The organism is Ignavibacteriales bacterium (genome assembly GCA_020635255.1).
Taxonomy (GTDB): domain Bacteria; phylum Bacteroidota; class Ignavibacteria; order Tepidaquicellales; family Tepidaquicellaceae; genus JAEYVS01.
The window spans coordinates 398,890-411,493 of sequence record JACKAC010000001.1 but is presented as its reverse complement, the minus strand read 5'-3'; the positions used below and the strand labels follow the sequence as shown (position 1 = coordinate 411,493).

12 protein-coding genes and 1 tRNA gene are annotated in these 12,604 nt (G+C 42.1%); 6 read left to right on the top strand and 7 right to left on the bottom strand.

What is annotated here, in order from left to right:
* Positions 1 to 9: 9 nt before the first annotated feature.
* From H6614_01825 to H6614_01815, 3 genes are read right to left on the bottom strand one after another with little or no spacing between them, the layout of a single operon-like run.
* Positions 10 to 435: an ATP-binding protein gene (locus H6614_01825; protein ID MCB9242395.1), complete on the bottom strand. Its 426-nt coding sequence runs from the start codon at positions 433 to 435 to the stop codon at positions 10 to 12.
* A 17-nt stretch (positions 436 to 452) separates the two neighbouring features.
* The gene (locus tag H6614_01820) at positions 453 to 2,369 is read right to left on the bottom strand and encodes a hypothetical protein (GenBank protein ID MCB9242394.1); all 1,917 of its coding nucleotides are present in this window, start codon (positions 2,367 to 2,369) and stop codon (positions 453 to 455) included.
* Complete coding sequence (locus tag H6614_01815; protein MCB9242393.1) at positions 2,350 to 3,156, bottom strand: ABC transporter ATP-binding protein; 807 nt, start codon at positions 3,154 to 3,156, stop codon at positions 2,350 to 2,352. Before H6614_01815 ends, H6614_01820 begins: the two co-directional genes overlap by 20 nt.
* Positions 3,157 to 3,268: 112 nt before the next feature.
* Here H6614_01815 and H6614_01810 point away from each other — a divergent pair.
* The 6 genes from H6614_01810 (at position 3,269) to H6614_01785 (ending at position 7,835) form a co-directional block, all read left to right on the top strand.
* A tRNA-Leu gene (locus tag H6614_01810) sits at positions 3,269 to 3,352 on the top strand.
* A 25-nt stretch (positions 3,353 to 3,377) separates the two neighbouring features.
* Positions 3,378 to 5,123, top strand: coding sequence for a single-stranded-DNA-specific exonuclease RecJ (gene recJ / locus H6614_01805; protein MCB9242392.1), 1,746 nt, complete (start codon positions 3,378 to 3,380; stop codon positions 5,121 to 5,123).
* Between the two features lie 62 nt (positions 5,124 to 5,185).
* Positions 5,186 to 5,926: a YebC/PmpR family DNA-binding transcriptional regulator gene (locus H6614_01800; protein MCB9242391.1), complete on the top strand. Its 741-nt coding sequence runs from the start codon at positions 5,186 to 5,188 to the stop codon at positions 5,924 to 5,926.
* Positions 5,927 to 5,977: 51 nt separating this feature from the next.
* Positions 5,978 to 6,550 (top strand): crossover junction endodeoxyribonuclease RuvC, encoded by a 573-nt coding sequence (gene ruvC, locus H6614_01795; GenBank protein MCB9242390.1) that lies wholly within the window; start codon positions 5,978 to 5,980, stop codon positions 6,548 to 6,550.
* Between the two features lie 2 nt (positions 6,551 to 6,552).
* Positions 6,553 to 7,152 (top strand): Holliday junction branch migration protein RuvA, encoded by a 600-nt coding sequence (gene ruvA / locus H6614_01790; protein MCB9242389.1) that lies wholly within the window; start codon positions 6,553 to 6,555, stop codon positions 7,150 to 7,152.
* An 8-nt stretch (positions 7,153 to 7,160) separates the two neighbouring features.
* The gene (locus H6614_01785; protein ID MCB9242388.1) at positions 7,161 to 7,835 is read left to right on the top strand and encodes an inorganic pyrophosphatase; all 675 of its coding nucleotides are present in this window, start codon (positions 7,161 to 7,163) and stop codon (positions 7,833 to 7,835) included.
* On the opposite strand, the gene H6614_01780 is transcribed toward H6614_01785, so the two are convergent.
* From H6614_01780 to H6614_01765, 4 genes are all read right to left on the bottom strand, one after another.
* Positions 7,836 to 8,177 carry a DUF190 domain-containing protein gene (locus H6614_01780; protein ID MCB9242387.1) on the bottom strand — a complete coding sequence of 114 codons (342 nt, stop codon included), beginning with the start codon at positions 8,175 to 8,177 and terminating at the stop codon, positions 7,836 to 7,838.
* Between the two features lies 1 nt (position 8,178).
* A complete protein-coding gene (gene crcB, locus H6614_01775) occupies positions 8,179 to 8,553 on the bottom strand; it encodes a fluoride efflux transporter CrcB (GenBank protein ID MCB9242386.1) in 375 nt (124 codons plus the stop codon).
* A gap of 320 nt (positions 8,554 to 8,873) precedes the next feature.
* Complete coding sequence (locus H6614_01770) at positions 8,874 to 9,599, bottom strand: UDP-2,3-diacylglucosamine diphosphatase (protein MCB9242385.1); 726 nt, start codon at positions 9,597 to 9,599, stop codon at positions 8,874 to 8,876.
* A gap of 130 nt (positions 9,600 to 9,729) precedes the next feature.
* Positions 9,730 to 12,438: a TonB-dependent receptor gene (locus H6614_01765; GenBank protein MCB9242384.1), complete on the bottom strand. Its 2,709-nt coding sequence runs from the start codon at positions 12,436 to 12,438 to the stop codon at positions 9,730 to 9,732.
* Positions 12,439 to 12,604: the final 166 nt, after the last annotated feature.

Below are 12,604 nucleotides of genomic sequence, written 5' to 3'. Positions count from 1 at the left end.
TCACTTTTTTTATTGCGGTGTAGAATTTTTTTCTTTGCGGATCACGAGGCTCATTTCCGTACCGCTGTCATTGGAATCAAAACTGAACTCATCTACGAGCGACATGATAATGTAAACTCCTCTGCCGGATTCCTTAAGGAGATTCTCTTCGTTTGTAGGATCGGGTAACATCGAAATATCGAAACCATCACCCTCATCTTTTACCTTTACCTCTATCATATCCTTATCATAATTAATAATGACATGAACTTTTTTGGAAGGGTTTTCCTTATTGCCGTGAACAATGGCATTGACGAGCGCTTCAGAGACAGCTATTTGCAGATTAATAAATCTTTCAATCTCAAACATGGTCTCCTCATTGACGCGGGCGAGAACTTCCTCGAATTTTGCGATTTCAGACCTTTGGCTGTCGAGTTCGATGTAGAGAGTCTTCAAATAAATTTAATTTTGTTTCAAATATTCCAAATTATTCTAACAAGCACAGACGCGGAAGAATTATCGCTCGACGAATTGTCGTACTTAAAGAAATCAATTCCCCCGGTAACGTGAATGTATGAATTATTTTTTAAAAAGGCTTTTACCCCGGCAACAGGACCGAAGTTGCGCACCGTATTACTTAATACTTTTACTCCGTCGACGTAATCGTAACGCTTTTGCTGGTAAAACTTATACCCTGCGGAAAGCTCTACAAATTCAAAAAAAAGATAATTGAGCGAGCTAGCCATATTGACGTCTTCGAAATAGCTCAGGGGGCGTACCGAGAATTCATCGTCATTGAATTCCCCCTGCTCGGAAAACTTAAGCCCGGTAAATAAATTTACGAAAAAGTTATCTGTAATGTTATAATAAATTGAATCCTTAACAGTGAGCTGTCTGTATGAGAAACTATTGACCTGTGACACCAGGTCTTCAAATGCGTAAACTGTATAATTAGCAAGCACCTGCACGGAGTTCTTTATCAGCAAGGGTTTCAGAGGTGCATAGGTACTATTTGAAGTGAGGCGGTATATGGTGTTTGTATTGTTGTTCGAGCTCCTCTCTTTATATATATAAGAGAGTTTATTTGAGCTGGCATCGAATATTGTTTCGAGTATAAAGTTATTCAGGTTATTATAGATGTGAGAAAGTGAACCAACAAGCAGGAGTTCGTCCCTGTCGTCATAATTCTGATCACTATCGGTATCATATTTTAGTATGGACGAAGATCCGGAAAATTTAAACGAGTTAGTATTGGAAAGGCGGTATGTATTATCCAGAAAGAGAGACGTTCGGGAGCTGTTATTGTTCTTCTCTTTTTCGACCTCCTCGAGCTGGCGAATCGTTGCAGGACTTAGTCCGCCGAGATTCACTGGGACGTTATTTTCCGATCTCTCCTGGTGAAGGAGACCAATACGTGTAATATTATTGAGGAAACCAAAGTTAAGGTCCGCTCCAAAACGGAGCCTGTTTTCCGTTCTCTCGGAATCATAGTTATTATCAAAGATGATCGAGCTGGTATTGGATTTATATTTCAGCTCCTTTAATATATTCTTTGAAGTAAATCCCCCATTTATTGTGAGCAGGTAATTCTCACCGATGAGGTACTGAACTTCATCCTCGAGATTTATGTAATTTTCTATGCGGGACTCTATATTGTTCTGTACTCCGAAAGTATTCATTACGTCGGTCGAAGCCGGGAAATAAAAATCATTACGTCTATTATAATAACCTACGCGAGCTCTGTTATTGGAGTATTGGGAGAAAACTTTATATACCTCGGAAGCAAGCTGGTAATTGTAATTAACTTTTTGTGTCAGGTCTTCATACGAGAGGCGCACGATCGCATTAGTCTGATAATCCTCTATATTGAGATCGGTCAATTCGGAATTTATTTCACCCCGGATGCCCGTATTCTTCTCTCCGATCTGGTCATCGGTGAGGTAACCGAGTTTTGAATTGAGGTATAATCCGTAGGTCGGGTAAAAATCGAAGTTAGTAAAGTAGAAATTGTGCGCGCTTTGATTTAGGGTGACGTTTTTATCATCCGATAATGTACTGATGCTGGTGCCAAGCCCCGTATAGAAGTCGTTCGCTACTTTATAATCAATTATCATTGTAAGGTCGTCAAAATCACGAATGAAGTTTTCCTGTAATTTGGTTATGTTGGATTTGAAACTATTATTGAGGAAAAATCTGAATTGCTTATTCTCGTATTCATAATTAACGCGGGATGTAAGGAACGCACTGCTGACGTTGTTGTCAAAGTCAGTAAGGAAGAAATTCCCGGTGAGCACGGAGTCTATATCAATAGAAGTAATGCTGTCCTGGCTTTGAGCAAAGCAGGAGACAGTACATGAAAAAAATGCCATGCTAACCAAAAATCTCTTCATAAGAAAACTTTTTTCTATTTTCTTCGGGTTCGAGTGACTTAAACAGGGTTTCGAGGTTAGTATAATCTTTTGAGCCTTTCAGTTCCAGGGTGTTTTTATCGAGAACAATCCTGCCTTTATCGATGAGCAGTATGCGTGAGGAAATCTTTTCTATTACATCAAGCAGGTGTGAACAATAAAAGATGGTCTTCCCTCTTCGCGAGAAGTCCTCTATCATGTCACGGAATGTAAAAATGGTATTTGCGTCCAGCCCGTTAAGAGGTTCATCCAGAAAAATCACCTCAGGGTCGTGCAGGAGAGCAGAGGTTATTAGTACTTTTTGCTTATTCCCTTTCGAAAGAGTGGAGAGTGAAGAGTCAAGCATCGCGGTAAGGTCGAATATCGAAGCGAATCCTTCGATGCGGTGTTTTGCTATGTCGCTCCCGATGTTCCTTACTTCCGTAATGAAGCTAAGAAACTCTCTTGGAGTGAGGGAATTAAACATATTGCCGGATTCGGGCACATAACCGATTATCTTTTTCAGTCCTACGGGATCATCCTTAACATTTATTCCCCCGATGACAACCTCACCCTTATCAAATTCCAGCATGCCGGTAAGTATCTTTACTGTGGTGCTTTTACCGGCGCCATTGGCTCCTATATAACCGCAGATATCCCCTTTTTGTATATTAAAGGACACCCCTTCGAGCGCTTTCACTCCACCGGGATATTCTTTAAATACATTATTTACCTGTATCATAAGGTAATTTATGAAAACACTTCCTATTAGTTCAAGTCTAATAGCCAATGTTAAATTTTACCGGAATGGGGTGCAAGCCAAGCTAAATTGATTGCAATTCTAAGATTATATTTTTACATTCCGTTATGCCGTCTCTGTGTCATAATGGAGACTATTTCCAGCTCAAATGGCGGAACTGGTAGACGCGCTGCGTTCAGGGCGCAGTCCTGGCAACGGGGTGGGGGTTCGACTCCCCCTTTGAGCACAAATTAATTTAATAATTATGGGCGTTGGAAAAAATTTGGAAATTAAAAGAATTAGTAGGGAGTAATGGGTCCGATCACGAAGAAAGCATAGACAATTTTATAACAGAGATGAGAGCTCTCCGGACGAACATACAGGTTCCGGAGATGATCTTGCGGCTGCTTTTTTCCAGAGGTATCACCAATTACGCTAAGACGGTAAAGTTTTTTAAGCCGACCAAAGAAAGGCTTTACGATCCGTTCCTTTTAAAGGACGGTCAGAAAGCATCAGAGCGCATCTCCGATATAATCGCCAGCAAAGAAAAAATAATGGTATTGGGCGATTATGATGTCGACGGAACATGCGGTGTTTCAATGTTTTATCTCTTCCTCAAGCACTTCGGAGTAGATTCAATCATTTACATTCCAGACAGAATAGAAGAGGGTTACGGAATTTCCGAGAAGGCTATCAACCTGGCTCACGAGCAGGGAATAAAACTCATCGTTTCGATAGACTGCGGAATAACCGCATATGATAAAGTCGAGTACGCAAAGACACTCGGTATAGATTTTATTATATGCGATCACCACAGACCGCCGGACAGGATCCCTGATGCGTTTGCAGTACTGGACCCGATACGGGAAGACGACACATATCCTTTCAAGTATCTCTGCGGTACCGGTGTTGCATTCAAACTTATACAAGGCGCATGTAAGCTGATGAAGGAAGAAGAGTTCGCTTATACGCTTCTGGACTTTGTCGCGATTGCAACCGCTTCCGATATCGTACCTCTCATAGACGAAAACCGTATCATACTTCACGAAGGACTGGAAATGATAAATAACAATCCGCGTCCCTCGATCAGGACAATACTCGAGGCAAGCGGTGTTACTCCGGGAACGCTAAACACGGCAAAGATAGTGTTTACGCTAGCTCCCAGGATAAACGCTGTGGGCAGACTAGGCGATGCAAAGCGCGCAGTGGAGATGTTAACCAGTATTGATGATGAGGAACTAGTGAAGCTCGCGGATGAGCTGAACGAGGAAAACCTGAACAGGCGAGAGATCGATAAGACAATCACTGAGCATGCTATAAGAGAATGCGAGGAGCTTGTGGTAGAATCGAGCAACTATACGCTTGTAGTACATAATGAAGATTGGCATCCGGGTGTTATCGGGATAGTCGCGGCAAGGCTGGTGGAAAAATTTCATCTTCCCTCGGTCGTGCTGACAACGGTGAACGGGGTCGCAAAAGGAAGCGCAAGAAGTATAACCGGATTTAATATTTACGAAGCACTGAAGAAGTGCGAGCACGAACTGATACAGTTCGGAGGACATTACCATGCGGCGGGACTGGAAATTGAGATAGATAAGATAGACGGATTCAAGACTATGCTCAATAAGATAGCAAGCGAGGAGCTTTCACAGGATCAGCTTTTACCGGAAATGCTCATAGACGCTGAGCTTTCATTCGAAGATATAAGCAACCAGTTCGTGAAAATACTCACATTCTTCGAACCGTACGGACCTGAAAACATGACGCCTATATTCACGACGAAAAAAGTGCAGATCGTTGGAGACGTACGTTACGCAAAGAGCCACACGCATATATTCCGAGTAAAAGAAGAAGAAAGTGAGCTTGTATTCGACGCGGTATTCTTTTCGTCGGAGAAATTTCACGATGACATACAGCCGGGCAGGTACTGCGATATATGCTATTCCATAGATAATAACTACTGGAACGGCGCCTACAAGACAAAGCTCAGAATCAGGGATATTAAATTTCCATATTAAAAATAGCCTATGTTTGTTATTTTTGGGAAATTTTTAAGTAAATAAATCTTACCGGAGATAAAGTGTCAGGACATTCCAAATGGTCAACGATTAAAAGGAAAAAAGCGGCAATAGACGCTAAAAGAGGCAAAATTTTCACGAAATTGCTCAAGGAAATCACTGTAGCCGCAAAAGAGAAGGGCGGAGACCCGGATGCAAATCCAAGGTTAAGGCTTGCAATAAATACTGCCAAGTCTAATAATACACCTATGGATAATATCAACAGGGCTATTAAAAAAGGAACGGGTGAGCTGGAAGGGGTGAGCTACGAAGAAATCAACTACGAAGCATACGGTCCTCATGGTGTCGCGGTTATAATAGAATGTTTGACAGATAACAAGAACAGGACGGTGGCTGACCTGCGTCACCTTATTTCAAAGAACGGCGGTAACATGGGTGAGAGCGGATCGGTTGCGTGGATGTTCGAGCGTAAGGGAGTAATTTCGATCAAGAAGAGTTTGATAAAAGAAGACGACCTAATGGAGATAATACTCGAAGCGGGCGCGGATGATCTGAAAAGCGACGATGATTATTATGAAGTAATATCGAGCGTGGAGAATTTCGAGGACGTGCGTAAAGCTCTCGAGGGAAAAGGGATAGAAAGCGAAGAATCTTCACTGCAGTATTTAGCTAAGGACCTTGTAGAGAAGGAAGGAAAGGAAGCAGAGGACGTAATAAGGTTCGTTGAAGCAATAGAAGATAACGACGACGTTCAAAACGTATATTCAAATGCCGACCTGGAAGTAGAGGAAGAGGCAGGATAGATTTTAGGATTCCCGCGGGTGTTAGAGGCGGGATTCGCAGTTAATATCAATATGCGCATAATAGGCATAGACCCCGGCACGCTGATAACAGGAATTGGTATCATAGAATGCCTTACCGGCAGGAACGGCAAGGATGTAACCCTTATTCACTACGGCAGTATAAATCTCAAGCCTGCCGAACCACTCCCCAACCGATTAAAGAAGATATATGACAATTGTCTGCAGTGCATAGATGAATTCAAGCCGGATGAATTCGCGATAGAGACGGCGTTTTACAGCAAGAACGTGCAGTCAACATTGAAGCTGGGACAGGCACGGGGCGTGGCAATAATAGCAGCGGTAAACCACAGTCTTACAATATCGGAATACTCTCCGAGGGAAATAAAAAAATCCGTTACGGGAAAAGGTTCAGCATCAAAGGAGCACGTGAGGACGATAATAAAGAACATACTGGAATTTAAAGAGGACCCGGAATTCATGGATTCGTCCGATGCATTAGCGGTAGCAGTATGTCATTACTTTAATATAACGAGTAAGATCACGACCAATGGTAAAGGCAAGAAGAAGTATGATTGGAAAAAATATATAGAGGAAAATCCCGAAAAAATAATCTCTTCCAGATAAGTATGATATCATCTCTAAGAGGAAAATTAATATCATCACGCGAAAATGAGATCCTGCTCGACGTAAACGGAGTGGGTTACCAGATATTCGTTACGAAAAAACTGGCACAAAGCACGGAAGACTCCGATACCGAGTTAGCAGTCATAACATACCTCGACGTAAAAGAGAACTCGCTTATATTGTATGGGTTTGCCGATGATAAAGAAAGAGAGCTTTTTAAACTTCTTATAAGCGTAAGCGGGATAGGACCGAAGCTCGCTCACAACGTGCTGACACATTCATCATTCGAGGAAGTAATGGGATTGATCACGGGAACAGGAAGAGGCATTAAGATACCGGGGCTTGGAGCAAAGAAGATAGAGCTTATAGCGATGACTCTGAAAGATAAGATATTCAAGATAACAAGCGGTGAGGAAATTACAGGCGGTCAGCAGACAGTAGATTCAAAAGACAGGAACATATTGGACGCAATAAACGCACTCGTAAACCTGGGCTTTACAAAGAACGAAGCCGATAAGGTAATTACAGAGGTAACAAAGAACGGTGCATCGGAGCTCAGCACAGAGGAAATAATCCGCAGATCATTACAGTATAACTCATAAAATCATACATGGAAAAAGAACTTGCGAAAATATGGGGTGAGATAAGAAGCATATTAAAGGCTCACCCGTGGCACGGAGTAAATATAGGAGAAAATTGCCCGGAGATAGTCACCAGCTACATAGAGATAGTTCCTACCGACACGGTTAAATATGAAATTGATAAGAACAGCGGGATATTAACGATAGACCGTCCGCAAATGTATTCCAATATATGCCCAACGCCATACGGCTTTATACCGCAGACTTATTGCGGTGAAAAGGTGGCAGAGTATTGCCGTGAAAAAGCCGGAAGGGATGCTATCAAGGGAGACGGCGATCCGCTGGATATTTGCGTGCTGACAGAAAAGGTTATCAATATGGGAAATATTTTGCTGAAGGCAATCCCTATCGGTGGTCTGAGGATGATAGATAACAATGAAGCGGACGATAAGATAATCGCGGTGATGAAGGGCGACAGTGTTTATGGTAACTGGAAAGATATAACGGACTGTCCGGAGCAATTGATAGACAGGTTAAAGCACTACTTCCTTACATACAAAGAAGCGCCCGGTAAGCATCGTAAGGAGGTCGAGATAACACACGTATACAATAAAGAGGAAGCACAGGAAATAGTAAGGAGAAGCTATGATGATTACATCAATCTGTACGGGAATATCAATGAGCTTCTGAAGGCAGGAAGGTAGTTATTCGTTCCTTCCGTATTGAATGATCTTTATTTTTTCCTCAGTGATCAATGCGCTGCCAATCATATTAGTCTCATCAAACACTTTCTTTAAAGCATCTATTTTTTCTACGGTATCAACGATCTCAATGACGATCGGGAGGTCAGATGAAAGAGTAAGAATGTCTGATGTATGGATCTTGCTGTCTTTGCCGAACCCGCTGATGCCGCGAAGTACGGTCACACCGGAGTAATGATTTTTACGAAGGTATTCAACCAGATATTGATAAAGGGTCTTACCTTCGAACTTATCGCTTTCACCAATAAAGATACGTAACAATCTTGCTTCGGATTCTTTCTGCATTTTACCTGGATATAATTAAAGCCAATTCCCTGCCGAGAAAAACCGCGAGCAGGCAAAGCACTACATTTAAAACTACATTTATTACTGCCGGGAAAACCTGTCCCAGCTCAATAAAGCGCATGGTCTCGTATGAAAATGCAGACATTGTCGTAAAGGATCCCATAAAGCCAATAGCAAGAAGATCACGGAGATTAATGGAAATTTGCTTTTCAAAGGACAATCCATACAATATGAGGGCAAGAAGAAAACTGCCAATGACATTTACGGCGAGCGTTCCGTAGGGAAAACTCGTCACGGCTGAATTGACGAATCTGGATAGAAGAAACCTGGATATAGCTCCCAGGAAACCTCCTATTCCTATAAGAATTATCTGCATTGCTTGAAATTAGGGAAAAACAGGAGCTTTTTAAACATAAAAAAAACCGCCTCGATGGGATTCAAGGCGGTATCCTTACAATTAAAACAAAGGGAAAAAATGTGTGTGAAAAGAACGATTTTATCTAATGTACGGACGTATCAGAGAATAAGTTTCAAATACCTGAAAAAAAAATTTTTATATAAAAAGCCCGCCATTTGAGGCGGGCATTCAACTAAAACAAGAGGAAATTAACGTAGTTTTTTGGAAGGTTTTTGACCTATCCTAGCTTCATTTAATAGTACGTAATTTCCCGGGAAAGTTTCAATAATTAGGAAATTTTAATCAAAATCCTCGATCCTTATTTCTCCAGAATGCTCTATAACTACCAATGACGAGGGTACATCAGTCCAGCACCCGGAATTAAAGTATATTATTCCTTTATCTTCTTTTTGAAAAGTGTGGTGTGTATGCCCGCAAATCACAACGTTCACACCTTTGAACTTAGCGTGGTCTATCGCTCCCCCGGCGACTTTACCAGTGAGCCGGAGCCATCTCTTGCTCCTGCGCTTAAGGAAGCGCGATATCTTCTGTCTCCCCTTTCCAAACTTCTGCGTGTAAAGATAAAACGCAGCGGCGACTTTGCTGATAAAAACGTTCTCATTTAGGAAGCGGTCCCACTGATGGCCGTGAATGGCAAGTATCTTTTTACCGGCATGCTCCCATTCGTATTCTTTGTAAGCGGGAATACCAATAAGAACGGAAATTATTTCGGCAAGTCCTTCGTCATGATTGCCTTCGACCCACACGACCTCGATGTTCTTTTCGGGGTTAGATATTTTGCGGATGTAGGAGAGGAATTTCCAGTGCGCGCTACTGAGGCGTTTAAAATTAACATCATCGAAGATATCGCCATTTAGGATAAGCCTGTTGAAGCGGAAGCCCTCGAGGACTTCGACGAGACGTTTTGCACGGCACACAGGTGAGCCCAGATGTACATCTGAAATAATAACGGTATCAACGTCACGAATATTTTGTTCCGAATGAGCTTCCTGCTGAACTTCCATTGGCAAATTTACTTAATCTAAGTTAAGGAATTGTAAAGTATATATAAACATATAAAGCAAACAGCCCACCGAAGCAGGCTGTCTACGTATTCATTTGAAAGGTGGTAACAAAGAATGTGGAGACTACGGCTTATAAACCAATAGTAAGATTTCCTCTGAATGTTCTGCCCAAGCCCGGTATTACACCGAAGTTATCAGAAGAGGAGAGCCATTCACTGTCAAAGATATTTAAAACCTGGAACGTAATACTTCCTTTAAGATATTTATTGAAATTAAAGTTATAACCAACGTCAGCATCGAGAATAGTAGCAGATGGTAATTGATCACTGTATTCGGATTGGAAGAGCTGCTGTCCCGCGGCATTAGTTCCGACGAATTCACCATCGACAGCCATATATGTACCGCCGTCAAGCAGGATATTCCTAGAATAGTTGCTTAGATCAATATTACCAAAGAAGCTCTTATGGTTATAAGTCAAGCTCAGTGTACTGATAAGCTGAGGTCCGCTGGCAACGGGTGTACCGTCTAACTCATCATAATACAACGTATCAACGTTACCATTTTGATCGAGAGCACCAGTATTAAAGGCTCTCCTTGTTCCATCCGGATTGGTTTCCACGGAAGGAAGTATATCGCTCCATACATTATCCATATAAGTAAACGATCCGCGTACCCCGAGTCCGGGAATCTTAGTCAGTTTAGCAATTGATACATTCATTTCGAACTCTATTCCTTTATTTATCGAGGAACCAATGAGTTCGGTTTTATTTCCATTTCTGTCATAGCCCGGCTCTCCAGCTTTGGATGGATCTGTAATAGTAGTGGACTTGTTGTCCCAGATCATGTAGTATCCGTTGAGCTTTAAAGCAGCATTTTCATTACCAAAGCCAACACCTGCTTCGAACTGGTTTGACTTTTCGTCTTCCGCATCAGGATTAATTCTGCCGGAGTTATAATAAACGCTGAGGTTTACGAACCTTTCAACGTGCGCAAAACTGGCAAAAGTATTCCAATTATTATTTATGTTATAGTTCACACCAAGTTTAGGCTGGAAGAAGCCACGACTTCTCTCGGCGTTTACCAAAGGAAACTCGTAATAGTTTCCGCTATTATCCTTCATATAAAAATTATCCCCGATAGCGCCTTCCTGGGTTATTCCCAGTGATGAAACCTGTGACTGAGTTAACTGTTGACCGATAGCATTTTCACTAGGCATTCTTTCGGTGATCTTGTATTTGTACCATACGTATTGAAGCGAGCCCATAAAGTTCACCTTATTAAATTGGAGATTTCCCTGAGTAAACAGAGTAAACTGTGGTGTCTCTCCCCTATAATTTCTGTACTGATTATTATATGTACCGTTAGCATCCGTTATATTCCAACTGAACGGATCACCTACGTCGTTTGGTCCGTCAAGGTCACCCTGGTAAACTACACGGTTGAAAGTACCGAGATTACCGGAAGTATCCCTCCTGGAATAACGGAAAGTCCTTGTTGTATTACCGTACATATTGGTAAAATAACCCGGGTGATCTGCTGTCCAACTTCTGAATTCACCACCAGCAGTAAATTGGAATTTATTGCTGACCTGCTGTGTATAGCTGGAAAGCAAACCAAACTGGCTGTGCAGTGAGTAACTTGTTCTCTGGAAAGCATTAGCAAGGTAGGTGTTTGTTGCAACGCTAAGGTCGTCAACGAATCCATCAGGACCCAGCTTATCAACAACGAGTGTATCAACCGTCATACCGTTGCTTCCAACACCCCTATTAAGACGGAAAACCGTACCGGAGCTATTAAGGCTCGAGCCGCCGCCGCGTCCGATAGAATAGAAGAATGTTGAATTTAGTATAGCCTTATTGCTCAGAGTAATCGCGTGAGATAATTCAAGCTGCGGTTTGTGGAAAAAATTGTGAGCAAGGCTGGTATAGGTTGGTCCATCAAGTTCTCTAACACCGTCGGTAAGACCATAGTTTGCATCGCCGGTAGTAGCGTTAGGCGGAAGCTGGTCTACTATAGTATTTGGCAGGAAAGGAGCAAGGTTAGCGCCATAGGAATATTTTTTGAAGTAAGCGATATTCTGACTCCATGAGTACCCATGTTCCTGCGGAGCTCCGTGAAGAACAAGCTTAAACACCTGATTAGACGTCGGAAAGAAGGCATTCGAAGTATAGTAGTTAAAGCCTTCGTACCTGCCATCCGTACGTGAACCGTTAGCAACTTTTCTCTGGATATTTAGTTCAGAAGAGAACTTACCCCCCAGCAAACCTGTACCCAGTTTCACTCCATATCGCGTGCTGGTCGGATCACCGACAGCAAACTCAAGACCATAGAAAGGTGTAAGGCTCGGAAGCTGAGTAACTATATTAAACGAACCGCCAAAAGAACCGGCGCCGTATAATGAACTTCCCGCGCCACGCTGGATCTGGAATGATCCGGCATTCGAGGAAACCGATCCCCAGTTAGACCAGTAAACGGCATTTGATTCGGGGTCATTTGTGGGAATTCCGTTTATAAGAACCTGTACATATTCCTGTGTAAACCCCCTAATATAGAGCTTAGCTTCACCATTTCCGACTCCGTCGCTCGAATAGGAATAAAATCCCGGAACGTTTCTAACAAGCAGAGGAGCATCCTGGCTGTATGTTCTGGATTCAATTTGTTCCTGACTTACATTGCTAAAGGAGACGGGAGTTTCACGGTCAACGGCACGGTTTATTTCGATGGTTTCGGTAGAATATTTAGTGGAATCCGGTGGAGATTCCGTATCCTGTGCCATCGAAGAATTAAAGAAGCCCGCGCCGGCAAAAAGTACAATAAGCAATAAAAATTTTTTTGCCATGTATTTAAACTCCTTTAAGATTTATAGAATACCTCAAAATCGTCATGGAGTATTTAATAAAGGTAACGGACAGATTAATTAATTTTAAAAGGAGTGTTTGCAGAGAGCCTTACCGATGTAAATATTAAAATGAGATAAACATGTAAACTCATGTAGTTGAATGTTA

Bases quoted from the DNA above. Each gene is read 5' to 3' on its own strand.
- H6614_01780 (MCB9242387.1), bottom strand. From the start codon at position 8,177: ATGCAGAAAGAATCCGAAGCAAGATTGTTACGTATCTTTATTGGTGAA.
- H6614_01785 (MCB9242388.1), top strand. From the start codon at position 7,161: ATGGAAAAAGAACTTGCGAAAATATGGGGTGAGATAAGAAGCATATTA.
- crcB (MCB9242386.1), bottom strand. From the start codon at position 8,553: ATGCAGATAATTCTTATAGGAATAGGAGGTTTCCTGGGAGCTATATCC.
- H6614_01770 (MCB9242385.1), bottom strand. From the start codon at position 9,599: ATGGAAGTTCAGCAGGAAGCTCATTCGGAACAAAATATTCGTGACGTT.
- H6614_01820 (MCB9242394.1), bottom strand. From the start codon at position 2,369: ATGAAGAGATTTTTGGTTAGCATGGCATTTTTTTCATGTACTGTCTCC.
- ruvC (MCB9242390.1), top strand. From the start codon at position 5,978: ATGCGCATAATAGGCATAGACCCCGGCACGCTGATAACAGGAATTGGT.
- H6614_01765 (MCB9242384.1), bottom strand. From the start codon at position 12,438: ATGGCAAAAAAATTTTTATTGCTTATTGTACTTTTTGCCGGCGCGGGC.
- ruvA (MCB9242389.1), top strand. From the start codon at position 6,553: ATGATATCATCTCTAAGAGGAAAATTAATATCATCACGCGAAAATGAG.